Origin of the sequence: Nonomuraea solani (assembly GCF_900108335.1) — a bacterium.
GTDB lineage: Bacteria > Actinomycetota > Actinomycetes > Streptosporangiales > Streptosporangiaceae > Nonomuraea > Nonomuraea solani.
Genome location: NZ_FNVT01000018.1, coordinates 197,976 through 220,673, shown reverse-complemented (window position 1 = coordinate 220,673; position 22,698 = coordinate 197,976). Strand labels below are relative to the sequence as shown.

Genomic DNA, 22,698 nt, shown 5'->3' with positions numbered 1-22,698 from the left:
TCCCTTCACATGTGCGTGCGTGCCGACCACAGCTCGGGGAAGACGACCTGGGCCATGCTGCGTTCCAGCCAGGCCAGGCCGCTCGAACCGCCGCTGCCCGGTTTGTGGCCCATCGCCCGGCGGACCGCGGCCACGTGCTGGTAGCGCCACTCGCCGAACTGTTCGGCCACCTCGCTGAGCGCGTCGCCCAGCAGCCGCGTCTCCCGGTCTTCCGAGGCGTAGATCGCCACCCAGGCGCGCTCGACCGCCGCCGGATCGCAGACGTCGTGCCCCCGGCGGCCGAGCAGCGCGCCGGCCTCGTCCCAGACGCTCGGTTCGTCCAGCGCCGCGGCCAGCTCGCCGTACGTTCCGGCCTTGCGCTTGAACGGCCGGATCAGTGCCGGGTTCTTCAACCCGAGCAGAAACTCCACCCGCCGGTACATCGCCGACTGCAGCCCGCTCGCCTCGCCCAGCCGCGTGCGGAACCGGTTGAACTCCGCCGGCGTCATCCAGCGCAGCCCGCGCCAGCTCGCGTTCAGCCCTTCCAGGTGGAGTGCCGTACGGCGCAGCGTGCCCACCGCGCCCCACACGTCGTCGGCGCGGAGCCGCTCCCTGGCGCCGCGCAGCTCGAAGGCGATGAGCTTGAAGTAGAGCTCCATGACCTGGGTGATCATCAGGAAGGACATTTCGCCGGGGTCCTCGCTGAGGGGGTGTTGCAGGTCGTGCAGGGTGTCGGTCCGTACGTAGGTGTCGTAGGGGACCTGGGTGTCGAAGTCGATGGTGAAAGGTGATTCTCTGACGTCCACCAGGACATGGTGGTACGGCATGACCGGCCGAAGGAATGCCAGATCAACGGCCATGCCCGAATATGATGTGGCGATCATTACCCATCTCCCGCATATCACTTTATGAAGGAAAGGAAGCCCTGGTGGACACCATGGACTGGGCGCTGCTGCGCGAGTTGCAGGACAACGCCAGGCTCTCGTTCAACGAGCTCTCCCGGCGGGTCCACCTGTCGCCGCCCGCGGTGGCCGAGCGGGTGCGCCGGTTGGAGGAGACCGGCGTGATCACGGGCTATCACGCGGCGGTCGACCTGGGGCGGGCGGGGTGGGGGGTGTCGGCGTTCGTGCAGCTCACCTGCTATGGGCCCAGCTGTGTGCTGCGCGACCCGGAGGTGCAGGGCTGGCCGGAGATCAGGGAGATCCATCGGGTCACCGGCGACGTGTGCAGCATCCTCAAGGTGGCGGTGCCGTCCATGGCCGCCTTCGAGGTGCTCATCGACCGGCTCGCCGTGTACGGCAAACCGTCCAGCACGATGATCTTCTCGACTCCCGTACAGAACCTGCCCGTCACCGCCGTGCCGTAGGGGTTCAGGTGATCAGCAGGCGGAGGCCGAGCTCTGCCGCGTCGAGATCGGCGAGATCCCGGTTGCGTTCGGCCCACCGGCCGGAGGCGAGGTCGTCACGGAGGCCGCTCACGGCGCGCCGCTCGGCGTCCGCCCCGACCCTGGCCCAGACCGACACCCCGCGACGGACGTCCTCGTCCAGGTACGCCTCGGGCCGGCGCCAGTGGGCCTCGAAGAAGCCGTCGGCGCAGTCCCACGGGATGGGCACCGGTTCCGTCCGGGCGCCGATCGCGCCGGCCAGCTCGGTCAGCGACGGCCGGCCGGCGAGGAGGCCCGCGACCTCGGGCAGGTAGTCGCGCGTCAGCCAGAACCGATGAAGCCAACCGGCGTCATCGGTGTCGTGCGTGAACACCACCACGCGGCGAGCCACCCGCCGCATCTCCCGCAGCCCGGCGATCGGGTCCGGCCAGTGATGAACGGAGGCGATGGCCATCGCGGCGTCGAAGGACCGGTCGTCGAACGGCAGGCTCTCCGCGGATCCCACCAGGCACGGCGCCGCGTCCGGGGGGCGCTGCGAGCGCATGAGCGCCGACGGTTCCACCGCGAGGACGTATCGGTCGGAGGGCTCGTAGGAGCCGGTGCCCGCCCCGACGTTCAGCACGGTCCGGGCGTTGCCGAGCGCGGCCCAGATCTGCGCGGCGATGCGCGGTTCGGTGCGCCGCGTCACGGTGTAGGTGGCTCCGATGGTGTCGTACAACTGCGCGCTGGACATGGACGCTGCCTCTCGACTCCGCTGTTTTCATCGATCTTGCCCACGGCGATGAGTTTCGTCGAGGATCGCGGTCTGTATCGGTACACCCGAGGAGGACACCATGACCGCTACCTACACCTTCGACGTCTTCACCAGCCTCGACGGCTTCGGCGCCGCCGGTGGCGACTGGACCGGCTACTGGGGCAAGCAGGGCCCCGAACTGCTCGGCCACCGGCTCGCCCTGTACGATCAGGAGCAGCGGATGGTCTTCGGGGCTAGCACGTATCGGGCGTTCGCGGGGATGCTGGCCGAGAGCACCGAGGAGTCCGACGTCCGTGACCCGTGGGTCACCCGGATGCGGAACCTGCCGGCGACGGTGGTGTCGAGCACCCTCGAAGCGCCCCTCGACTGGCCGGACGCGACCGTCGTGAGCGGCGACGCCGTCGACGTCGTCGCCCGGCTCAAGGAGGAGTCCGATGTGCCGTTGCGTTCGCACGGCAGCCTGTCGCTGAACCGGGCGCTGATGGCCGCCGGCCTGGTCGACCGGGTCCAGGTGACGCTCTTCCCGGTGATCACCGGTCGGACCGGGATGGACCCGATCTTCCGGGGTGGCGCCGACTTCGACCTCGAACTGATCGAGAGCCGTACGCTCGACGGCCGCACCCAGGAGCTCGTCTACCGGCCCACCCTGCACGTCTGAGTTCGGGCGAGGAGGAGGCGCCCGGTCGGGTAGCGGCGGCCGTTCCGCATACCGGCCGGAGATCTCCAGCAGCCATGATGGCCCCGGCCGCGATCATCAGGGGAATGCCCGCCAGGAAGACGAAGGTCTCAAGATCGAAACTTATCCTCGGCATCATCCGGGTGAATGAGCCTCCCCGAGGCGAAAAGCGCGTTCTCCGGCCGCCATCCCGGGTGATGGCCGGGGTCGTCGGCGAACCGCAGCGTCAGGCGCAGGACATGCGCGCACGGCCATGCTTCGACGTTGAAGCCTCCTTCGGGAATGCGCGAGCACGTGCGGCACCCCGTGAACATCAGTCCTCGCTGCTCCACGCGGCCGCCGCCCGAGAAGATGTAGGGGGCGTACATTCGCCGGGGCTCATGGACGAGGAGGCGCTCGAACCCCGCCTCGTCCAGCCGCTTCAGCAGAAAGTCGAGCAGTTCCTCCACGTACGGCTCAAAGCGCGTCACCTCGGCATCATCCCAGCGGCATATCGGTTGACCAAGTGCGAAGAACTCCGGTAGGTATGGCCGGATGATCGAGTTGCGTGCGTTCGAGCCGGCCGATGCCCCCAAGGTGGTCTCGTGGATCGACAGTGCCGAAGCATTGGTCATGTGGTCGGGGAACTCCGGGTTCACCTGGCCTTTCGAACCTGGCCGGCTTGTCGCCTTCTACGCCTCCGATCCCAGCCGTCGTGCCCATCTCGCCATCGACGGCGACGGAGTACCGGTGGGTCATTTCATGCTGCGATCCGAGCCGTCCGGCCGCTCGGTGCGACTCGGCATGGTTGTGGTGTCGCCTGCGGCACGAGGGCACGGATATGGACGGGCCATGCTGGAGGCCGCCCTCGAAACGGCCTTTGCCGACCCGGCCATTGACGAGGTCAGCCTCGGCGTCTACGTACGGAACACCGGGGCGACGCGTCTCTACGAACGGCTCGGATTCCGTCATGGGCGCGTCGAGCCGGAAGCCACCCAGGTCGCCGGGGAATGGTGGGCGTCCATCACGATGAACGCGCAACGAGATGGCTCGCGTACAGACAAGGAAAACCTATGACCACCACCGCGCTCATCGTCGGCGACCTGCAGGCGGGCATCGTCGATAATTATCCCTTCGCGGCCGGCGTGATTCCCGTCATGGAGAAGGTCATTCCCGCGGCCCGTGCCGCCGGAATTCCCGTGATCTTCATTCGTTTCGGGCTCCGGGCCTCGGCCCTTGACGTGGCGGCGGGAAACCAGTTGATCAGCACCTTGCACGGGGCGGGGACGCTGTTCCACGAAGATTCCCCCGAGACGCTCGTGCACTCGCGCATCGCGCCGCTGCCGGGCGAGGCCGTCGTGCTCAAGCGCCGCGCCAGCGCGTTCGCGGGCACCGACCTCGATCGGATCCTGGGCGCGCAGCGCGTCGACTCGCTCGTGCTGACCGGTGTCGCGACCGCGGCGATGGTGGCCGCCACGCTCTACGACGCCTTCGACCGCGACTACCGCCTGACCGTGCTCAGCGACGCCTGCGCCGACGGGGAACCGGACGTGCACGACTTCCTGATCAACCGTGTCTTCCCGGCCAGGGGCGCTGAGGTCCTCACGAGCCGGGAGTGGATCGCCCGCCTGTGACCAGCACACTCCGCCGGCCGTGCTGGACGGCCGGCGGAGCTCGTCGGGCGTGTCAGCCCATGATGACCGTGAGGTCGAACGTGCCCTGGTGCGGGATGCGGAGGGCGTGGAAGCGGCGGGAGCCGTCGCGGAAATACTGCACGCTGCCGGCCGCGACCGTCGCCTGCAGGGGAGTGCCCCAGCGCAAGCGGATCGTGACGCGGCCCCGGCGCACGTCGAAGCCGTCGGCGGTGGCCGTGGTCGTGCCGCCGAACGTGGCCCGGGTGCCGTCGGTGAAGGTGAGGACGTCGCCGGGCTGGAGGATGAGGGGGATCTGCTCGATGGCGGCGGCGTTCGCCTTGACGGTACGCCGGATCGCCTGCTGGGTGATCAGGACGTCCGTGGTGACGTTCGCGTTGCCGTACCGGATGCCGAAGGCTTCGGGGGCCTGGCCGCCGGTCCACTCGTTGCCGCCGGGGGCGCCGCGGAAGTAGGTGGCCTGAAGGGGGCCGTTGGAGTCGGGGACCTGGCCGGGGAAGACGGTGGACCAGCAGGCGTGGTTGTTGTCGTTGAGCCCGCAGATGATCGTGCCGGCCGCGGGATGCCAGACGAAGGTGAGGCCGGTACGGCTCCGGGAGGCGCGGTCGCCGAAGTAGCCGCCCACGTACAGGCTGGGCTTGCGGACGTACAGGAAGTCCTGGCCCCTGTCCCTGCGCAGTTCGACGAAGTCGCGCGAGCGCAGGTAGGGCAGGCTGGAGATGGCGGCGGCCCGCGACTGCCTGTCGGGGAAGCGCTCGCCGTGCAGGCCGTGGGTGAGGATACGCGGCGAGGTGTCCTGTTTGGCGAGCGCCGTCACCGGCTCGGTGGACGCGGTCCAGGCGGCGCGGGCCTCGGTCAGGTCCTCGCGGGCGGTCATGAACGCCCCCAGCAGCGGCACCTGGCGGATGAACGTCCAGTTGAGCGCGGTCCGGTCGGGGTCGGGCCTGACCTCGTCGTACCAGCGGGTGCTGGTGCGGGTGGAGGGCGCGACGTTGACCAGGTAGCCGGAGCCGTCCGGCTCGCGCAGCAGGTTGTACGACAGGAAACCGGTGAACCTGTGGGCCATGTCCACCAGGTGCGAGTTCGGGTTGTAGTAGTGGGCGTCGGCCAGCTCCGGCAGCATGACCTCGAAGTTGTAGTTCATGTCGTGGCCGCCCTCCTCGTGGAAGAAGCCGGCGGAGCTCACACCGGTCGCGGAGATCCTGGCGAACGCCTCGGTCAGGCTTTTGGCGAGCGCGGGATCGGGGTCGAGCCTGAGCGCGAGCGAGGCCCCGGCCAGGCCGGAGGCGGTCTGGTTGGCGTAGCTGAGCGGCTCCTGCCAGACCGTGCGGTTGGCGGGGTTGAGGAACCACGTCACGGCCGTCCGCAGGGCGGCGCTGACCTGGGACTGCCGGGTGGGCAGTGCCCCGGTCGCGCGCAGGATCTGCAGGGTCTTGGCGAGGTAGCCGATGCCGAATCCGGTGGGTGCCAGGCCGTGCTCGTTGCGGCTGTACTCGGGCCAGGAGCCGTCGGCGTGCTGGAGCGACAGGTAGTGGCCGAGCGCCGCGTCGAGCGCGGCCAGCAGGTTCGCGCTCCCGGTGTACGGGTTCCACGGGCGGGCGTTGGCGTGGAACCAGGCCAGCGTGAAGACGTGTTCCTGCACACGGGCGTTGTACGGCGCTGCCGGCTTGCGCCACCAGCCACCGGCGAAGAAACCGGTGTCGTCCATGTCGTTGACCATGGGCGCCAGGGTGGCCAGGTACGGCGCGAAGCGCTGCTCCTGCGGGGCGAACAACGTGCGGTTCACGGCGGGCGGCGGCGGCAGGTCGGGGAGGGCGGCCGTGAGCGAACGGGTGGTGGCGGAGGCGGTGCCGGGCACGAGCAGGGGCGTGGCCGCGGGGAGCAGGGCGGCGGCGCGCAGGAGGGTACGGCGGGGGAGCATGGTCAGCCTTTCACACTAAACATCCGGAACAGCGGGAAGCGGCAGCACGGCCAGGAGGAGCACGCTCCGGCACGGTGCGCATCACCCGTCACGGTTGGTAATGCGTATTAGTCGGCCATTGTGCGACCCGTCGCGCGGGGGGGTCAAGAAGTAATCACTGAACTAATCCGTATTAGCAGCCTTGGGAGGTGTTGTCGCGAGGAGCCGGCGCTACGCTCACGTTCGTGATCGAGTTGGATGACGGCGCACGGCTCCGCACCTGGACCACGGGCTCGGGCCGCCCCGTGGTCATGCTGCACGGCGGCCCAGGACTCCCCGACTATCTCGCCCCGGTCGCCGGCATCATCGACGACCTGTGCCTGGTCCACCGCTACGACCAGCGCGGCACCGGCGGATCGGCCTGGCAGGGAGAGCACACCATCGGCCGCCACGTTCGCGACCTGGCGCTCCTGCTCGACGCGTGGGGACACGACCGGGTCGTCCTGGTGGGGCACTCGTACGGCACCAATCTGGCCGGCTACTTCTTGCTGGCCCATCCCGAACGCGTGGCCGGGCTGATCCAGATCGCCGGGCCCTTCCTGGAGCCCTGGCGGGAAGCCGACCGGGCGGCACAGCGGGCGCGGCGGACGGACGAGCAGCAGGCCAGGCTCGACGAACTGGAGGCGATCGGACGGCGTACGGACGCCGAGGAGATCGAGTTCCTCACGCTGAAGTGGTTCACCGACCACGCCGACCGGAGCCGGGCGTGGGATTGGGCGCTGGCCTCGGCCCGTATGCTGCGGCCCGTCAACTACGTGATGAACGCCCGGCTCAACGCGGCGGCGAAGGCCGACCCGCTCGAAGCGCGCGTGGCCGAACTTCGCGAGCGCCTGCCGCCCGGCGCGGTGATCATCGGCGGGGCCGGCGACAGCCGCCCCGCCGATGCCTTGCGACGTCTGGGACGACGCCTCGACTGTGAGGTCGTCATCATCCAGGACGCGGGGCATTTCCCCTGGCTGGAAGCACCAGACCAGTTCGCTACGGTGCTCCGCGCCGCAGTGGAGAGACGGCCCGGCTAGCGGACGGTGACGCGGTCGCCCGCCGGTGCCCGCACCGGGGAGTGGGCGACCAGGTACGTCGCGAGCGCCCCGGTGTCGTCGGGACCGCTCAGGTAGGTGGTCGTGCCCTCCCAGCGCGGCCAACCGTCGAAACCGGCGATGAGGCTCCAGCCGCCCGCGACCTTGATCTGCTGCGTGTCGGCCACCGGAACCCCGTTGAGCGTCATCGACACGACGTTCCCACCGGCGAGCGTGTAGCGCAGCCCGGCCGACGGGGTCAGCACCCAGCCCGCCTGGTTGGGTGTGGCCAGCAGCTTCTTCAGCTGGGCGCCGGTCATCGTCTGCACGTTGATGGCCAGACCGGCGGGCTGCGCGGACCACACCTGCTCGTAGCTGATCGGTCCGGCAGCCAGGTCCGCCTTGACGTCGTACCTGTTGACGAGCGCGGCCTGCGCGCCGGACCGGGCCCGCACCGACGCCAGTTGCGCGTCGGCGGCCAGTTCGGCCATCGGGCCGCCGCTCGCCGTGCGGGTGATGTCCTCGGCGGCGACACCGAACGTCTCACCGGACGGCGGACCGCCGCACTTGAAGTAGTAGAGGGTGTTGGACCGCAGGCCGCCGGCCTGGTTGACCTCGATCTGGACCGAGTAGTCGGACGAGTCAGGCGTCCATTCCCAGGAGACGGTCTCGAGGACGGCGTGATGGACGAGGTCGCGTTCGGCGGGCACGGTGAGCGTCTTCCACTCCTGGGCGCCGACGAGCCGGTATTCGATCGTCTGCGCGCCCTCGGGCAGCCCTCTGAAGTAGCCGTGGATGTCGAAGGTGACCGGGCACTTCGAGGCCGTGGTCCGCTCGAAGGCGATGTCCAGCCTGCTCACCGTGGTGGCCTGCGCCCCGGTGGCGATGCCGCCGAGAGCCAGGGCGACGACGGCCACCAGGCTCCCGAGGCGACGTCCTGCCGAAGTCCATAAACCCACAGGGATTCCTCTCATGCGAAAAGTGAGCACCTACTCGGTGCCCGATGATGTGATCAGCCTAATAATCGAACACTATATCGAGATCATTCTTGCCCGCCAGCCCTGCCGGCGATCAGATCGCGTACGGTGATAGCGGATCAAGCCACCGAAGCGTCGGGCATGATGAGGTCGACACCGAGACCACGTTGAGAAACGAGCTCCGGGGCCTGCGTACCGTCTGCCGAACCGGCGCCGTCACGGACGCGGGACGTCGATGCCGGCCGCGCGCAACTTCGCCTCGATCAGCGCGTTCAACCGGGCGATGGACGGCTCCTGGTCCTCCCGGTGGTGGTTGACCAGTCCGTAGCGCGCGGCTTTGTCGGACCGGTTGCCGAACCCGGCCGGCATCGCCAGCTCCGTACGGTCGGCCAGCAGCTTGCCGGCCAGCGCGGTGGCCAACTGCTCGATCCGTGGGTCGTCCGGGTCCCAGGAGCTCGCGTCCAGGCCGCGCTTGGTCAGCTCGACGTGCTCGGGGTCGTCCAGTGAGCGTTCGAGCCGGGTCAGGAAGCCGTCGAAGATCTCCGGGATCAGCGCCCGAGTCAGCACCAGGGCCTCCCGTTGGGCGGCCACGTAGCCGGCGTCGAAGCCGAGCTCGGCGAGCCGGTCGAGGACCGCGCAGGCCCGGTCGGGGAGCAGGACCCGGTCGCCGTGGGCGAGCCGGTGCAGCGTGTCGCGGCGCGCGCTAAGGTCCTCGATGCGTTCGGTGAGCCGGCGACGGACGTCGTCCAGCGCGGCCGCGAACGGTTCGGGATCGGCGTCGAGCAGGTCACCGATCTCGGCCAGCGGCACGCCGGCCCCGGCCAGGGTGCGGACCTGGACCAGCCGGAGCAGGTCGGCCGACCGGTAGCGCCGGTAACCGGAACCGTCGCGCTCCGGCTCGGTGACCAGGCCGAGCCGGTGATAGTGCCGCACCGTCTTGATCGTGACGCCGACGAACGCCGCCGCCTGCCCGATCGTGAGCCCGTCCGCCATCGGCTCAGCGCACCTCCACCCCGTCGGCGATCACAGGGGCGAGGATAGCGCGGGCTCGTCGCCCTGGTCGGCAGGGACGGGCAGGCGCACGTTGAGGCGATGGGGACGATGCGTCACGACGGTGGCGCGCCGTGCGCCGGGACGCGATCTTCCGGATGGCGTCCACGTCCAAGCCGGTCACGAAGGTCCTGGTGCCGGAGGTCGTTCGGCACTGCTGTGAAAGCCGTGCGGACGGTGTGCTTGGCCCGACACGGAGAAAGGGGGCCATCATGGCCGCCACCGTCAGCGGGCCCGTCAGGGAGACCGGCGCCGCCCCGTCGACTACGTCTGGGCGGTCGGCATCCGCATCGGCCTCGCCCTCGCCGGGGCCGGAGGCACGTGGGGACTCGGCGACCTGCCGATCGTCCGGCGCACTCCCTGGCCGAAGTAGTGCGATCGGCCAGGCGCCCACCTCCGGCAGCCGGGGGTGGGCGTCGGCTTGAGAGAAAGGCGGGTCAGTCGATCGCCTGGTAGAGGGTGGTCCAGAAGTCGTTGATGGCCCCCGCCGAGTCGGGGGTGGACATTCCGGTCTGGGTGAGCAGGATGCCGACGAGTCGGTTGTGCGGGTCGGCGTAGGTCGTGGTGCCGGCTCCGCCGTCCCAGCCGAACTGGCCGACGGGCGCGTAGTCGCCACGTTGCGCGCGTACCGCCATCCCGAAACCCCACCCGCCCTGCTGGCCCGTGCCGTGGGACAGATGGACGACGCTGCGGGCCCAGGTCTGCAGGGCGGCCGTCTGCTCGGGCGTGAGGCGGTTGGTGGTCATCAGCTCGACGGCGGGCCGGGACAGGATCCGCTCGCCCCGGTGCGTCCCGCCGTTCAGCAGCATCTGGAAGTAGGCGTGATAGTCGTCGGCGGTCGAGTCCAGCCCGCCGCCGCCCGACTGGAACGCCGGAGGCTTGCTGTGGTGTCCGCCTTCGGCCTCGTCCTCCACGTTGAACGCGCCGGTCTGCCAGTCGGGGGAGTACAGAGGCGGCAGCCGGTCGATCTTGCCGTCGGGCACGTGGAAACCGGTGTCCTTCATTCCGAGCGGGTCGAAGATGCGCTCACGCAGGAACTCCTCGAACGATCGGCCGCTGACCCGGGCCACCAGCACGCCGAGCACGTCGTCGCTGACGTTGTACAGCCACCGTTCGCCGGGCTGGTACATCAGCGGGAGCGTGCTCAGGCGGCGCATCCACTCATCCGGTTCCGGTTCGGGCAACATCCAGCCGTCCGCCTGGCCGTACACGCCCTGCTCGAAGAACGCGCTCATCATCGGAGCGGTCTTCGCCGTCATGTCCAGTCCGAGGCCGCAGGTGGAGGTGAGCAGGTCTCGCACGGTGATCGGCCGACGGGCCGGCACGGTGTCGTCCAGGGGACCGTCGGCCCGCTTCAGCACCTTCCGGCCGGCCAGTTCGGGCAGCCACGGGTCGACCGGGTCGTCCAGGCGCAACCGGCACTCGTCCAGCAGGACCATCGTGGCCGCCGCCGCGACCGGCTTGGTCGTCGAGGCCATCCGGAAGATCGTGTCACGGCGCATCGGCGCGCCGCCGTCATGGCGCATCGTCCCCATCGCCTCGACGTGGGTCTCACCGTCCCGGCTGACCAGGGCGACCAGCCCGGGGATCTTCCCGGACTCGACATGCCGGGCCAATACCTCACGCAGTCTGCGCAACCCCGCTTCGGAAAAACCGCTGGTGCTCTGTTCCATCATCAATCTCCTTGCACATACGAGGGTGGGGGAGGGGTGCTGGTCAGACCGTCTGTTCGCCGGCGGCGCGCGCGATGGCGTCGCTCAGCCGCTTCCGCTCACGGGCCGGGACGTAGCCACCGTCCGTGTAGTTCTTGACGAACGCCTCGGCGAACTCCACCGGGTCCGCCCCGACGATCTCGCGAATCGGCGTACCGTCCGCCACGGCCTGTTCGACCAGGTCGGCGAGGTCTTCGAACATCGACGCGGTGCTGTCACCGTCGTTCGGCACGAAGTGCGTCAGGTACCGCTCGATCGCCTCGGTCGCCGTACGGTAGTTCGGCGGAAGTTGTTTCACCCGCGCCTGATAGTCCCGCCACCGCCGCTTGGGGCCGATCACCTTGGCGAGGAAGCCACCGTTTTCAGCGTCGAACATGTCAGTTGCCTCCTTCGCGGAGCTGTTCGAGCCGTTCTGCGAGGAAGCTCCACGTCCTCCAGAATTCTTCGAGATATTCCCGTCCCTGCGCGTTCAGGGAGTACACCTTGCGCGGCGGCCCCTTGTCCGACGGGACCTTCTCCACGTCGACCAGGCCGTTCCGCTCGATCCTGACGAGCAGTGCGTAGACCGTGCCCTCGGCAATGTCGGAAAAGCCCTGATCGCGCAACCACGCCGTGATCTCATAGCCGTACGCGGGCCGGTCCGACAGGATCGCCAGGACGATGCCCTCCAGCGTTCCCTTGAGCATCTCCGTCATCTGCTTGCCCATGGAACACCCCCTTTCTGCTACTCGGTGCTGCTAGCTACCGGTACAAAGTAGCACTGACTACCGGTACTTAGCAACAACGAATAGCAACCCGTCGATGGAACGGTCCAAAATGCGGCCGCGCCACCGGCGCTGGGATGGCCGGACGGGTCGTCTACTCGAAAAGGGACGGGTCTCCCGTGCCCCGGCGGAGGATCTCGGGCTCGTCCTGGGAGAGGTCGATGACGGTCGTCGGGGTGGCGCCGCACTCGCCGGCGTCGATGACGGCGTCCACCACGTAGTCGAGCCTCTCCTTGATCTCCCAGCCCTGCGTCAGGGCCTCGCTCTCGTCGGGCAGCAGCAGCGTGCTCGACAGGAGCGGCTCGCCGAGCTCGGCCAGCAGGGCCTGCGTCACGACATGATCAGGGATCCGTACGCCGACCGTCTTCTTCCGGGGGTGCATCAACCGCCGCGGCACCTCCTTGGTCGCGGGCAGGATGAACGTGTAACCGCCGGGAGTCGCCGCCTTGATCGAGCGGAACAGCGCGTTGTTCACGTGGACGAACTGGCCGAACTGCGCGAAGTCCCTGCAGACCAGGGTGAAGTGATGGTCGCTGCCGAGGCTGCGGATCTCCCTGATCCGGTCGATGCCGTCCTTGTTGCCCAGCCGGCACCCCAGGGCATAGCCCGAGTCCGTCGGGTACGCGATCAGCCCGTCGCCGTGCAGGATCTCGACCACCTGGCCGATCAGGCGCGGCTGAGGGTTGTCCGGATGTAGATCGAAGTACTTGGCCACCCTCGGATCTTAGACGCGGACCACCTCGCCACATGCCACTGGAGATGACCCATCTGGCCGATCCGCTGGTGGGGGTGTGGCTGGGCAACACGCTCGGGGCGCACCTCGGTTCGCTGGCCGTGCTGGCCGCTCTGGCCCTGTTCGGCCTGGCAGGTGTGATCAGGGCAGGACGTCGATCGCCAGCGACGTCGGCTCGCCGCCGTTGATCTCCACGAGGTCCTGCGGGCAGGCGGACACCACGACCACGCAGTCCGTCTCCGCCCGGAAAGTGATCGCGTCGCCCGGACGGCCGGCGGCCGGCAGCCATGGGAGCCGCCCGTCGTCCTGTACGGGGATGCGCATGAACACGTTCACCGGCTGGGGAGTGAACGCGGCGGACAGCCCCATCGCGGCGAGGGCCCGGTCCAGATTGTCCGCGCAGGAGGCGTGGCCGCCCTTCACTCCCAGCGCGGCGTAGCGGGCCTGGTCGCAGGCCGGGATCAGCATGTCGTGCCAGCCGGGGGAGGTGTCGGAGACCAGGGTGAGGATGGGACGGCGGCGGTCGGTGACGAACTGCTGCCCCACCTCGGGGAAGAGCCGGTTCGTGGCGGCTCGGGTGTGGGCGGCGCTCAAATGTTCGGAGGCGGACGTGGAAACGAAGGCGAAGACGTCGCCGACCTGGCCGCCCTCCAGATCGACGACGCTGACGCGCTGCCCGGCGGTCACTCGTACGGCACGGGCTTCGCGGGCGGGCACGATCGTGCGCTTTCCGGATCTCATGACGTCAGAAGACCATCGCGGACCCCGTCCAGACCATGGATGATCGCCCAGTGAACGGGCCGATCGCTGGCGCTATCTCCAAGGGGCGAAGGCCGCGCCGGCGGCATGAGCCTGCACCAGTTCCTCCTGCACGGTCGTCCACCCGGCCGATGCGCGTAGCTCGGCGAACTCCCGCGTCAGGGTGGTCGCCGAGGTGGTGCGCGTATCGGTGCTGATGGTGATCGTCAGCCCGCCGGCCAGGAGCCGGGCCGCCGGATGTGCCGCCAGGCCGGGAACCGCGCGGGCGCCCCTGGTCATCAGACGGGGCTGCGGCTGCGGGCCACCGCGGTGCGGGGCGTTCGCCGCCACTTCGTCAGCCTGCGCGAGGCGGTCCCGTACATTCTGGCCTTCGCGTCCGGATCTGAGGAGAGCGCCTCAAACTGAGGCGCTCGCCGTCAGGGCGTCACGCTCGCTTTGCGGTCGCTCGGGGTCTGGAAGCCGGTGAGGCCGGGTGTGTCGTCCGTGGTCAGGACGATCTGGTTGAGCACCAGCCCGGCCTCGCGAGGCGCCAGCGAGATCGTGTGCTCGCCCGGCCCGAGCGCCAGCGCGGCCGCCGCGACGCTCGTGCTGCCGTACCAGGTCTCGAACCCGGTCTCCGGCCCGGACTTGCTCGACGGGTATCGCCACTGCCCGTCGACGAGCACATGGTAGGAGTCGGCGTCGGCGTTCGGGTTGCTGGTGTTGGCGAACAGGTAGTACGTGCCGCCGGTCCGGATATCGACGGTGAAGTCGAGGCGCGGTGGTGTTCCCGCCGCGGAGCCGCCGTTGACCTTCTCCGTCGGGCCCGCCTTGAACAGCGCCTCGGCCTGGGCCGCCGTGGTCGCCGGCCACTGTGCCTTCGCGCTGGCGTCGGCCGGCGGCACGGCCTGGAGCCCGTTGCGGGCCAGCGCCCAGTCGTGCGTGCCGTTGTTGCTGCCGATCGCGTTGGCGGAGGTGCTCTTCTCCAGCGCGTCGGCCGCGTCGAAGACGACCGAACCGTCCCGTTCCAGATAGGCGCCGGTCGGCGCCCCGGCGGCGCGGCCCACCGTGACGGGCGCGACCCAGGCGTCGCCGCCGGCGGTGATGGAGAGTTCGGCTTTCCCGGCCCGGTGTCCGGTGACCCGTACCTGGCCGTCCTTCACCTCGACCGACGCGGCCGTCTCGTTGTCGGACTCCGCGGCCGTCACATCCCGTACGCCCTCGATCGTGCTCGTCGCGCCCGCCGACGCCTGGATCGCGGGCAGCCGCCGGAGCTTCGGCATCGTGTCAGGACCGGGTGCCACGGTGGCCCTCTGGGGTGCGGCGATGTTGTTCGGGCTCTCCGGCGGGCCGGTCAGGCCGTCACCGGCCGCGCCCGCGCGGGTCTCGATGATGATCCGGTCGAAGAGGATCGCCGCGTCCGAGCGGTAGACCACGAGGTCGTGCCATCCCGGTGTGGTCACGTCGATGGTGAAGGTCAGGGGTTCGATCCCGCGCATGACGTTGAATCCCCACGGGCTGGTGCTCGTACCGGCGACGGAGTTGCCGCGCAGCAGGCCGGGGGCCTGGCCGTCGAGCCCGATCGCCGTGCGCGCGGTTCGCGGCGTGCCGTCGTCCTCCGTGCCCTCGTTCAGCGTCGGGATGCGGTAGAAGGTCCCGGTGAACTTCCCGGTGGAGGTGAAGTGGACCCGGTATTTCAGGCGGGCGGTCGTCTCGAAGCCGGAGTCGACCCGGGGCGCGATCTCCGGGAAGGCGCCCATCGAGGCACCACGCTGGCCGACGGCCTGGAGGGGGGCCCAGCGGCTGCCGTCGGCGCCGGGCAGGTTCTCGGAGAAGTGCTCGGCCTCGACGGCCACGTATCCGTTCGCCTCCAGGTGCGACGGCTCGGTGACACGGCTCAGCTCCACGGCCGCCCGCTTGGCGTCGACCGTGAACGTCGCGACCGGGTCGCCGGTCTTGACGCCGCCGGCGGCGTTGTAGACCCGGATCGTGCCGGTCGCGGCCGGGTGGTTCTTGGCCACCGTCACCGTGACGCGCTGCTCTGTCGCGGTCGTGCCCGACCGCTGCGAAAGGGTGATCCAGCGGGCGTCCGCCTCGGCGGCCCATTCCTGCGGCCTGGCCACGTCGTCGCGGGAGAACACGTCGAAGAAGCGCTGGTCATCGGGCGCGGCCGAGTCGAACGTCAGCGTGCCGCGGCCCGGCTCCTTGCTCCCTTCGGCGGCGGCGCCCACCGCGTCGGCCGGTGTGGCCACCCGGGCGTACCGGTCGTTGGTGAGCATGACGGCGCCCTCGTTCGGGAAGCCTTCGGGATGGCTGTGGCCGATGGCGTCGGCCCACTTGCCGCCGCTGATCGTGTTCCAGTGGTCCTCGTCGGTGTGGATGCGCTCGCGGGCCCGCTTGGAGAGCAGTTCGTAGCTTCCCGCGGCGGCGTAGCGGCCCTGGGCGGCGGCGAGCCGGTTCTTCCAGTAGTAGCCGATCTGCTCCGCCATGTTGCGGTAGGACTGGATGCGGTGGAGCGCCTGCTGGTGGAACGCGGAGCGATAGCGCGGGTCGAGCTTGGCGGAAACGCCCTGGAGAATCGTGACCAGCTCGTTGGCCTCGTTGATGTGGCGCTGGAGCTCATCGCCGTCCGAGGTGGCGCTGAACGGGAAGACCTGTCCGTTGTGAACGCGTCCCGAGTTCGCGTTGGAGGAGTTGATCTCGCCCCAGAACTCGGCGCGCTTGGTGTTCTCGAGCACGTCGAACCTTTTCAGCGCGCCGGCGACCACGGCGGCGTTTCTGCCGCTCAGCCGGAAGTCCCGCCGTACGTGCTCGGTGAGGAAATCGTCATGGTCTTCGACGTCCCACGCGAGTTTCGCGAACAGGTCGAGCTTGATCTCGCCGGGCTTGATGTCCCCGACATTGAGCACCCAGTAGCGTCCCGCGCCGGAATTCCACGCCCGCCGCAACTGCTGCACCATCAACGACATCGGCGTCGAGTTCAGCCACAGATAACTCTTCGGCTCGCCCCAGTAGGAGATGTGGTAGTAGACGCCGTTCCCGCCGGGCCGGGCGGCCTCGGCCCGGGTCGGCACCTGGCGCAGGTAGCCCTGGTTGTCCTCGGCCCACATCAGGTTCACGTCGGCGGGGATGTGGTTCTTCAGCCCGGCGTTGTAGAGGTCGTTCATCTCCTTGTAGGGAATGAACACCTGCGGCACGGCGTCGGTGCTGCCGTAGACCTCCGCGATCACCTTGCGCTGCTCGCGAATGACGTCGGCCAGCATGTCGACCTTGTCCTTGAACCCGTACGGATTGCCGGGGGTGAACAGCGGATCGCTGTCGTGCACCCCGCGGATGCCCAGGGCGAGAATGTTCTCGAAGGCGGCGTTGGCGACCACCCGCTGACGCCAATACTCCAGGATCGCGGGCTTGTTGATCGAATAGTTGAAGGCCGCCACGGCGTCCGGGCCCTTGATGTCGAGCGCGTCCTTGTTGCGGGCGTACCATTGCCGCCATTCGCCCTCGTTGTTGCGCAGCATCAGCTCCGCGTGCGAGGAGGAGGCCACCACGCCGTACGCCGACGCCTCGCGGGCGTTGACCGGTGTCCCGTTGTCGTACGTCCCGGTGTCGGTGACCGCGTTGAACGCCCTCGACGCCAAATGCATCGCCGGCCATAACGTGTTCAGCCTGAGCCGCAGCATCAGCTCATAAACGTGCCGGTAATAGTTGACGTCGGGCGTGCCGTCGCCGGTGGGGAACTTCTTCTTCGCCCACACGACGGTGCGTTCTTCGTCATTGATGAAGATTCCGCGGTATTTGACGTCCGGCCCGTCGTCGATTCGGGTCTTGCCTTCGACCTCGATGGAGCCGCGCCGCTCGATCGGCACGTCGCTGTACCAGTACCACGGCGAGACGCCGATCTCCTCGGAGATCGAGTAGAGGCCGTAGATCGTGCCGCGGGCGTCGCTGCCCGCGATCACCAGTGCGCTGCCGACCCCCGGGAGCGGGTTCTTGACGACCTTGGTCGCGTACGCCTCCCACCGGCCCTTGATCCCGGTGGCCTCGTCGAACTTGCCGGCGGCGACGATCCGGTCGATCAGCCGGCTCTGCCCGACCTGGCCGACGATGATCGCGCTGTTCTGGCCCGCGGCCTCGGTCAGCAGGGCCGGCAGCCTGCGCTGGTCGGCCTTCGCCAGCCGCGCCTCCTTGGCCGGCTCGTCGTCGGCGAACAGGCTCTGCACCTGACCGGCATCGATCGCCCCGGTCACCATGGCGACGTCCTGGCGCAGGTCCTGGACCGCCCGGCGTACCTGCTTGTAGTCCCGATCGCCGTGATCGCCGCCATAGGACGGGTCGATCAGGATCGGAGCGGTCGTACGACCGTTGAAAACGGTGAAACCGGCCGATGACGCCCGCGCCGGCGTCACTCCCACCGACGTCAGCAACCCGGCCAGCAGAACGCCGGTCGTCACAGCCGCGGACCATCGCCTGGCACGGCCCCGCGATATCGCTCTCGTCGTGCTGCTCATCTGGACCTCTTTATCCGGGCTGCGACACCCTTCGCCCCTCTCGCCCGACACGTCATCGTGTGGCCGGCATGATCGCAAAGTAGGTATGTCACGACAACTTCTGCAAGAGGTTGCCAAAATTTCCATTTTCGTGGCTAGATGCGTTCGTGGAGCCCCCCACCATTTTTGATGTCGCGTACGCCGCCGGTGTGGCCGCGTCGACGGTCTCCCGGGCGTTCAACAAGCCCGGCCGGGTCAACGAGGCGACGCGGCAGCGGATCGTCGCCGCCGCCGCGAAGCTCGGCTACCAGCACCGGCCGCAGAACCGCGCCCTTGCCGGTCTGCGCCACCGCACCATCGCGATGGTGCTCTCCGACATCACCAATCCGCACTTCTTCGAGCTGATCCGCGGCGCTGAGCAGCGCGCGAAGGCGTCCGACGCCACCCTGGTGATCGTCAACGCCGAGGAGTCCCGGCGCATCGAGGAGAACCAGATTCGCGACCTGGCCACCGGCGTGGACGGGTTCGTGCTGGCCTCCAGCCGGCTCGACGACGAGGTGCTGCGCGACCTGGCCAGAGCGCACCGGATCGTCCTGTTCAACCGGGAGCTGGCCGGGCTGACCAGCGTGACGTTCGACGCCGTCGCCGGCTGCCGGCAGATCCTGGAACACCTGGCCTCGCTCGGGCACCAGGGCTTCACCTACTGCGCCGGGCCGCCGAACTCCTGGATGGGGGCGGCGCGCTGGGCGGCGCTGAGCTCCGGCGCCGAGGCACGCGGCCTGACGGCGCACCGGATCGGCCCGTACGTCCCCAACGTCACAGGCGGCGGGGCCGCCGCCGACGGGGCGCTGCGTACCGGGGTGACGGCGGTCGTGGCGCACAACGACCTCCTGGCGATCGGCATCATCCGGCGTCTCGCGCAGCGCGGTGTCCGCGTCCCGGAGGACATCAGCGTGATCGGGTTCGACGACATCTTCGCCGCCGACTTCGTCCATCCCTCGCTGACCACGCTGGCCGGGCCCGGCTCGCACGCCGGCCGGCTGGCGGTGGAGCTGCTGATCGAGCGGCTCGGCGCCCGATCGCCGCGCGAGGGGGAGGCGATCCGCCTGCCCACCGAGCTGGTGCTGCGCGAGTCGTCCGGCTTCCGTCCCGCCACTTCATCGACTATCGTCGATTGACGATGAACGATGAGAAGGGGCCGCTGCCGCGCGTGGCGGCCGAAGAGTACGCGAGCTGGTTCAAGGCCTTGGCGGACGCGACGCGGATCCAGATCGTGTCGCTGCTGGCCCGGCGGCGCGCGCCGATGAGCGTGGGCGAGATCGTGACCGCCTCCGGCGTGGGCCAGTCCACGGTCTCGCACCACCTGAAGATCCTGGCCGAGGTGCGGTTCGTGCTGGTCGACAAGCAGGGCACCTCCAGCCTGTACCGGATCAACGAGAACTGCGTGAGCTGTTTCCCGACCGCCGCCGACGTGGTCATGGGCAACCCCGCGCCGCTCGCGCCCACCTGCGAGTGAGGGAGCTTCGCCATGGCGTACGACGAGATCATCGACCACTACTCGGCCCTGGCCCGCGCGGCGGGCGCCGGCCGGGTCGTCGCGGACTGCGGGCAGGACGCGTTCGAGCGGGGCGGCTTCGGCGCGGCCGGTTATGACGAGCTCGATGTGCTGCCCGAAGACGCGGTACGGGCCAGCCTGGGGTGCGGCAACCCGGTGGCCGTCGCCGAACTGCGCGACGGTGAGACCGTCCTGGATCTGGGCTCGGGCGGCGGCATCGACGTGCTGCTGTCGGCACGCCGGGTCGGCCCGGCCGGAAAGGCGTACGGGCTGGACGCCAGCGCGGACATGCTGGCGCTGGCCCGGCGCAACGCCGAGCAGGCGGGCGCGACCAACGTCGAGTTCCTGCACGGGCGCATCGAGCGGGTGCCGCTACCGGACCGGTCGGTGGACGTGGTCATCTCCAACTGCGTGATCAACCTGTCCGGGGACAAGGCGGCGGTGCTGGCCGAGGCGTTCCGGGTGCTGCGGCCGGGCGGCCGCTTCGGCGTCGGCGACGTCGTGGTCGACGGCGAGGTCGACAGCCTGATCGACGGCGTGGTCGACGGCGTGGTCGACGGCGTGGTCGACGGCGAGGTCGACGGCGAGCCGGACATGGCGCGGCGGGCGTCGGCCGAGCAGCGGATCGGCTGCGTGGCCGGGGCCCTGCCGGTGGCCGAGTACCGCGAGTCGCTGGCGGCGGCCGGGTTCACCGGGGTGCGCGTCACGCTGACCGCCGATCACGGCGACGGGGTGCACTCGGCGATCGTCCAGGCCGCCAAGCCCGCCGCCGGGCCCGGGGTGGAGGTCCGGCCGATGCGCCCGGACGACGCCGATCAGGTGCTGGCCATCTACCAGGCCGGGCTGGACACCGGCCAGGCCGGCTTCGAGACCGTCGCCCCGATTTGGGAGGGCTTCGACGCGGCCAGGCTGCCGCACCTGCGTTACGTCGCCTGCGACACCGGCACCGGCCAGGTGCTCGGCTGGGTGGCCGCCTCGGCGGTGTCGGCCCGGCCGGTCTACGCCGGGGTCGTCGAGCACAGCATCTACGTCCACCCCGGCTGCCAGGCCCAGGGCATCGGCCGGGCCCTGCTGGCGGCGTTCATCGCCGCCGCCGAGGACGCCGGCGTCTGGACGATCCAGTCCGGCGTCTTCGGCGAGAACACCGCCAGCCTGGCCCTGCACCAGGCGCTCGGTTTCCGGGTGGTCGGCACCCGCGAGCGCATCGGCCGCCATCACGGCCTCTGGCGGGACGTGCTGCTCATCGAGCGGCGGGCGGAATGATGGAGATGACCCGCGAGCCGCTGGGGTGGCGCGCGGGTTCAAGGCGCTGGGCGATCCGTACGCCTGCGCCCGCTCAGTGAGCTGCCGCCCGGCTGAAAGGCCCGTGCCTCATCCGGTGGCCAGCGGGGTGAACAGCGCGCCGAGCCTGGCCACCTGCGCGGGGATGACCCAGTAGTAGACCCAGGTGCCGCGCCGTTCGCTGCCGATCAGCCCGGCGGTGCGCAGCACCTTCAGGTGGTGGCTGATGGTGGGTGCGGTCAGGTCGAAGGCGTCGGTCAGGTCGCACACGCACGCCTCGCCGCCGGCGTGGGAGCCGATCATGGACAGCAGCCGCAGCCGTACCGGGTCGGCCACCGCCTTCAGCAGCGCGGCCAGTTCGGCAGCCTCGCTTTCGCCGAGCGGCTGGCGGGCGATCGGCGCGCAGCAGACCGCATCCTGCGCGTCCTTGCCTTTCGGGACGAGGGGCAGGGTGGTGGTCATGCGGGTGCCTCCGGACCTGGCTGGTGCTTCGATGCCTGTCTAAATGATAGGCGCTCAGGTCAGCAGCATGGAGAGGCCCCGGCGGTCGCCGGCGGCAGCGGGGTGGTCAGCAGGCCGCCGCTGATCCCGGTGGCCAGGCCGACTCGTTGTTCCTGGGCTTCGGCCAGGCCGGAGGAGCACACGCCGGTCTCGGGCAGGTCCAGCCGTACGTCGCGGGCGGCCTCCCAGTCGCCGGCCAGGGCGGCCACGACCGAGCGGGCCTGCTCGTAGCCGGTGGCCAGCAGGAACGTGGGGGCGCGGCCGTAGCTCTTGACGCCGATCGCGTAGTAGCCGGGTTCGGGGTGGGCCAGCTCGTCGGCGCCGTGCGGCGGGACGGTGCCGCAGGAGTGCGCGTTGGGGTCGATCAGCGGCGCGAGCGTACGGGTGGAGCCCAGGATCGGGTCGAGGTCGAGGCGCAGTTCGCCGGCGATGGCGTGGTCGGGACGGTAGCCGGTGGCGGCCACGATGCGCTCGGCCGTGATGGTCTGCTCGGCGCCGGACGGGTCGCGGCTGATCACGCGTATCTGATCGCCGTCGCGTTCGATGGCGTGGGTGAAGAAGCCGGTCACCAGGCGGATGCGGCCGCTTTCGACGTGGGCGTGCAGACGGGTGCCGAGCGCGCCGCGAGCGGGCAGCGCGTCGGCCTCGCCACCGCCATAGGTGCGGCTCGCGTCGCCGGCGCGGATGGCCCAGGTGATCGGGGTGCCCTCCAACTGGGCGAGGGCGAGCAGCGTGGTGGCGGCCGAATGACCCGCGCCGACCACCAGGACGTGCTTGCCGGCGTACCGGTCGCGGTCGGCGCCGAGCACGTCGGGCAGCGCGTGGTCGACCAGGTCCGCCGCGTCGGCCTCGCCGTGGGCGGGCAGGCCGCTGGCGCCGAGCACGCTCGGGGTGGCGTAGGTGCCGGAGGCGTCGATGACGGCGCGGGCGTGCGACTCGGTGCCGTCGGCCAGGCGGATCAGGAACGGCGCCGCCTCACGTCCGGCGGTGCGGACCCGGTCGTAGCCGAGCCTGCTGATCGCGGTCACCTTCGCGCCCGTACGAACCCGGTCGCCGAACAGCTTGGCCAGCGGCGCCAGGTAGTCATCGATCAACTCGGCCCCGGTCGGCAGCCACTCGGCGTCCGGCGCGCTCCAGCCGTCGGCTTGTAGGAGACGACCGGCCGCTGCGTCGATGTTGTACCTCCACGGGCTGAACACCCGCACGTGGCCCCACTTGGCCACCGACGAGCCCGCCTGCTCACCCGCCTCCAGCACCACGAAGTCGAGGCCTCGTTCGGCCAGATGGGCGGCGGCGGCCAGCCCGACGGGGCCGCCGCCGATCACCGCGATGGGCAGTTCGTCGGGGTGTGTGGCCTGCGTGCTGGGCTGGAGTTCGACGGCGGTAGGACCGCAGCATCCGCTCATGGCGCGTCTCCTTGCTGTTTTGAAGTTTATCTAAGTACGCAGGATGCCCGACGGATTCGATGGATGTCAAATTAGAGAAATATCTAATCAGTCG

The 22,698-nt window shown here is 69.8% G+C and carries 23 protein-coding genes; 8 read left to right on the top strand and 15 right to left on the bottom strand.

What is annotated here, in order from left to right:
• Positions 1-5 precede the first annotated feature (5 nt).
• Positions 6-839 carry a tryptophan 2,3-dioxygenase gene (locus tag C4V41_RS44850; protein WP_103962141.1) on the bottom strand — a complete coding sequence of 278 codons (834 nt, stop codon included), beginning with the start codon at positions 837-839 and terminating at the stop codon, positions 6-8.
• Between the two features lie 77 nt (positions 840-916).
• Here C4V41_RS44850 and C4V41_RS44845 point away from each other — a divergent pair, with 77 nt between their 5' ends.
• Complete coding sequence (locus C4V41_RS44845; protein ID WP_200824663.1) at positions 917-1,345, top strand: Lrp/AsnC family transcriptional regulator; 429 nt, start codon at positions 917-919, stop codon at positions 1,343-1,345.
• Between the two features lie 4 nt (positions 1,346-1,349).
• Here C4V41_RS44845 and C4V41_RS44840 read toward each other — a convergent pair whose 3' ends face one another.
• Complete coding sequence (locus C4V41_RS44840) at positions 1,350-2,096, bottom strand: class I SAM-dependent methyltransferase (protein WP_103962139.1); 747 nt, start codon at positions 2,094-2,096, stop codon at positions 1,350-1,352.
• 100 nt (positions 2,097-2,196) lie between these two features.
• Between C4V41_RS44840 and C4V41_RS44835 the strand changes: the two genes are divergently transcribed.
• Positions 2,197-2,775 (top strand): dihydrofolate reductase family protein, encoded by a 579-nt coding sequence (locus C4V41_RS44835; RefSeq protein ID WP_103962138.1) that lies wholly within the window; start codon positions 2,197-2,199, stop codon positions 2,773-2,775.
• A 128-nt stretch (positions 2,776-2,903) separates the two neighbouring features.
• Here C4V41_RS44835 and C4V41_RS44830 read toward each other — a convergent pair whose 3' ends face one another.
• Positions 2,904-3,263 carry a hypothetical protein gene (locus tag C4V41_RS44830; RefSeq protein WP_103962137.1) on the bottom strand — a complete coding sequence of 120 codons (360 nt, stop codon included), beginning with the start codon at positions 3,261-3,263 and terminating at the stop codon, positions 2,904-2,906.
• 64 nt (positions 3,264-3,327) lie between these two features.
• Between C4V41_RS44830 and C4V41_RS44825 the strand changes: the two genes are divergently transcribed.
• Together C4V41_RS44825 and C4V41_RS44820 are read left to right on the top strand one after the other, a co-directional pair.
• A complete protein-coding gene (locus C4V41_RS44825) occupies positions 3,328-3,849 on the top strand; it encodes a GNAT family N-acetyltransferase (protein ID WP_103962136.1) in 522 nt (173 codons plus the stop codon).
• Positions 3,846-4,406: a cysteine hydrolase gene (locus C4V41_RS44820; protein WP_103962135.1), complete on the top strand. Its 561-nt coding sequence runs from the start codon at positions 3,846-3,848 to the stop codon at positions 4,404-4,406. The genes C4V41_RS44825 and C4V41_RS44820 overlap by 4 nt, the downstream gene beginning before the upstream one ends.
• Positions 4,407-4,458: 52 nt before the next feature.
• Here the strand turns inward: C4V41_RS44820 and C4V41_RS44815 are convergent, their stop codons facing one another.
• A complete protein-coding gene (locus tag C4V41_RS44815) occupies positions 4,459-6,345 on the bottom strand; it encodes a hypothetical protein (RefSeq protein ID WP_200824658.1) in 1,887 nt (628 codons plus the stop codon).
• A 224-nt stretch (positions 6,346-6,569) separates the two neighbouring features.
• On the opposite strand from C4V41_RS44815, the gene C4V41_RS44810 reads away from it, so the two are divergent.
• Entirely contained in the window at positions 6,570-7,403 is an 834-nt protein-coding gene (locus C4V41_RS44810; RefSeq protein WP_200824657.1) for an alpha/beta fold hydrolase, read from the top strand.
• Here the strand turns inward: C4V41_RS44810 and C4V41_RS44805 are convergent.
• From C4V41_RS44805 to C4V41_RS44760, 9 genes are all read right to left on the bottom strand, one after another.
• The gene (locus C4V41_RS44805) at positions 7,400-8,317 is read right to left on the bottom strand and encodes a 5'-nucleotidase C-terminal domain-containing protein (RefSeq protein ID WP_103962134.1); all 918 of its coding nucleotides are present in this window, start codon (positions 8,315-8,317) and stop codon (positions 7,400-7,402) included. The genes C4V41_RS44810 and C4V41_RS44805 overlap by 4 nt on opposite strands.
• 276 nt (positions 8,318-8,593) lie before the next feature.
• Positions 8,594-9,370, bottom strand: a complete 777-nt coding sequence (locus tag C4V41_RS44800; protein WP_103962133.1) for a MerR family transcriptional regulator — start codon at positions 9,368-9,370, stop codon at positions 8,594-8,596.
• 494 nt (positions 9,371-9,864) lie between these two features.
• Positions 9,865-11,103: a serine hydrolase domain-containing protein gene (locus tag C4V41_RS44790; RefSeq protein WP_235030772.1), complete on the bottom strand. Its 1,239-nt coding sequence runs from the start codon at positions 11,101-11,103 to the stop codon at positions 9,865-9,867.
• Positions 11,104-11,143: 40 nt separating this feature from the next.
• Complete coding sequence (locus C4V41_RS44785) at positions 11,144-11,515, bottom strand: DUF1048 domain-containing protein (RefSeq protein WP_103962131.1); 372 nt, start codon at positions 11,513-11,515, stop codon at positions 11,144-11,146.
• 1 nt (position 11,516) lies between these two features.
• The gene (locus tag C4V41_RS44780; RefSeq protein WP_103962130.1) at positions 11,517-11,846 is read right to left on the bottom strand and encodes a PadR family transcriptional regulator; all 330 of its coding nucleotides are present in this window, start codon (positions 11,844-11,846) and stop codon (positions 11,517-11,519) included.
• Positions 11,847-11,997: 151 nt separating this feature from the next.
• Positions 11,998-12,618, bottom strand: a complete 621-nt coding sequence (locus C4V41_RS44775; RefSeq protein WP_103962129.1) for an L-threonylcarbamoyladenylate synthase — start codon at positions 12,616-12,618, stop codon at positions 11,998-12,000.
• A 159-nt stretch (positions 12,619-12,777) separates the two neighbouring features.
• On the bottom strand, positions 12,778-13,377 hold the full coding sequence (locus C4V41_RS44770) for a DUF1989 domain-containing protein (RefSeq protein WP_103962128.1): 600 nt from the start codon (positions 13,375-13,377) through the stop codon (positions 12,778-12,780).
• Between the two features lie 72 nt (positions 13,378-13,449).
• Complete coding sequence (locus C4V41_RS44765) at positions 13,450-13,725, bottom strand: hypothetical protein (protein WP_235030771.1); 276 nt, start codon at positions 13,723-13,725, stop codon at positions 13,450-13,452.
• Positions 13,726-13,811: 86 nt separating this feature from the next.
• Positions 13,812-17,825, bottom strand: coding sequence for a glycosyl hydrolase 115 family protein (locus C4V41_RS44760; protein WP_103962127.1), 4,014 nt, complete (start codon positions 17,823-17,825; stop codon positions 13,812-13,814).
• A 203-nt stretch (positions 17,826-18,028) separates the two neighbouring features.
• On the opposite strand from C4V41_RS44760, the gene C4V41_RS44755 reads away from it, so the two are divergent.
• The 3 genes from C4V41_RS44755 to C4V41_RS44745 are packed head-to-tail and all read left to right on the top strand — an operon-like array spanning position 18,029 to position 20,679.
• Positions 18,029-19,039 carry a LacI family DNA-binding transcriptional regulator gene (locus C4V41_RS44755; RefSeq protein ID WP_103962126.1) on the top strand — a complete coding sequence of 337 codons (1,011 nt, stop codon included), beginning with the start codon at positions 18,029-18,031 and terminating at the stop codon, positions 19,037-19,039.
• Between the two features lie 2 nt (positions 19,040-19,041).
• Positions 19,042-19,377: an ArsR/SmtB family transcription factor gene (locus C4V41_RS44750; RefSeq protein ID WP_103962125.1), complete on the top strand. Its 336-nt coding sequence runs from the start codon at positions 19,042-19,044 to the stop codon at positions 19,375-19,377.
• A gap of 12 nt (positions 19,378-19,389) precedes the next feature.
• The gene (locus C4V41_RS44745) at positions 19,390-20,679 is read left to right on the top strand and encodes a GNAT family N-acetyltransferase (RefSeq protein ID WP_103962124.1); all 1,290 of its coding nucleotides are present in this window, start codon (positions 19,390-19,392) and stop codon (positions 20,677-20,679) included.
• A gap of 108 nt (positions 20,680-20,787) precedes the next feature.
• Here the strand turns inward: C4V41_RS44745 and C4V41_RS44740 are convergent, their stop codons facing one another.
• Together C4V41_RS44740 and C4V41_RS44735 are read right to left on the bottom strand one after the other, a co-directional pair.
• A complete protein-coding gene (locus C4V41_RS44740; protein ID WP_103962123.1) occupies positions 20,788-21,159 on the bottom strand; it encodes an ArsR/SmtB family transcription factor in 372 nt (123 codons plus the stop codon).
• Positions 21,160-21,218: 59 nt separating this feature from the next.
• Entirely contained in the window at positions 21,219-22,604 is a 1,386-nt protein-coding gene (locus C4V41_RS44735; protein ID WP_103962122.1) for an FAD-dependent oxidoreductase, read from the bottom strand.
• Between the last annotated feature and the right edge of the window lie 94 nt (positions 22,605-22,698).

What these genes read in the sequence shown, in the direction of transcription:
- C4V41_RS44850 (WP_103962141.1), bottom strand. Translation starts at nt 839, where the DNA reads ATGGCCGTTGATCTGGCATTCCTTCGGCCGGTCATGCCGTACCACCAT.
- C4V41_RS44845 (WP_200824663.1), top strand. Translation starts at nt 917, where the DNA reads ATGGACTGGGCGCTGCTGCGCGAGTTGCAGGACAACGCCAGGCTCTCG.
- C4V41_RS44840 (WP_103962139.1), bottom strand. Translation starts at nt 2,096, where the DNA reads ATGTCCAGCGCGCAGTTGTACGACACCATCGGAGCCACCTACACCGTG.
- C4V41_RS44835 (WP_103962138.1), top strand. Translation starts at nt 2,197, where the DNA reads ATGACCGCTACCTACACCTTCGACGTCTTCACCAGCCTCGACGGCTTC.
- C4V41_RS44825 (WP_103962136.1), top strand. Translation starts at nt 3,328, where the DNA reads ATGATCGAGTTGCGTGCGTTCGAGCCGGCCGATGCCCCCAAGGTGGTC.
- C4V41_RS44820 (WP_103962135.1), top strand. Translation starts at nt 3,846, where the DNA reads ATGACCACCACCGCGCTCATCGTCGGCGACCTGCAGGCGGGCATCGTC.
- C4V41_RS44815 (WP_200824658.1), bottom strand. Translation starts at nt 6,345, where the DNA reads ATGCTCCCCCGCCGTACCCTCCTGCGCGCCGCCGCCCTGCTCCCCGCG.
- C4V41_RS44800 (WP_103962133.1), bottom strand. Translation starts at nt 9,370, where the DNA reads ATGGCGGACGGGCTCACGATCGGGCAGGCGGCGGCGTTCGTCGGCGTC.
- C4V41_RS44790 (WP_235030772.1), bottom strand. Translation starts at nt 11,103, where the DNA reads ATGATGGAACAGAGCACCAGCGGTTTTTCCGAAGCGGGGTTGCGCAGA.
- C4V41_RS44785 (WP_103962131.1), bottom strand. Translation starts at nt 11,515, where the DNA reads ATGTTCGACGCTGAAAACGGTGGCTTCCTCGCCAAGGTGATCGGCCCC.
- C4V41_RS44780 (WP_103962130.1), bottom strand. Translation starts at nt 11,846, where the DNA reads ATGGGCAAGCAGATGACGGAGATGCTCAAGGGAACGCTGGAGGGCATC.
- C4V41_RS44770 (WP_103962128.1), bottom strand. Translation starts at nt 13,377, where the DNA reads ATGAGATCCGGAAAGCGCACGATCGTGCCCGCCCGCGAAGCCCGTGCC.
- C4V41_RS44750 (WP_103962125.1), top strand. Translation starts at nt 19,042, where the DNA reads ATGAACGATGAGAAGGGGCCGCTGCCGCGCGTGGCGGCCGAAGAGTAC.
- C4V41_RS44745 (WP_103962124.1), top strand. Translation starts at nt 19,390, where the DNA reads ATGGCGTACGACGAGATCATCGACCACTACTCGGCCCTGGCCCGCGCG.
- C4V41_RS44740 (WP_103962123.1), bottom strand. Translation starts at nt 21,159, where the DNA reads ATGACCACCACCCTGCCCCTCGTCCCGAAAGGCAAGGACGCGCAGGAT.
- C4V41_RS44735 (WP_103962122.1), bottom strand. Translation starts at nt 22,604, where the DNA reads ATGAGCGGATGCTGCGGTCCTACCGCCGTCGAACTCCAGCCCAGCACG.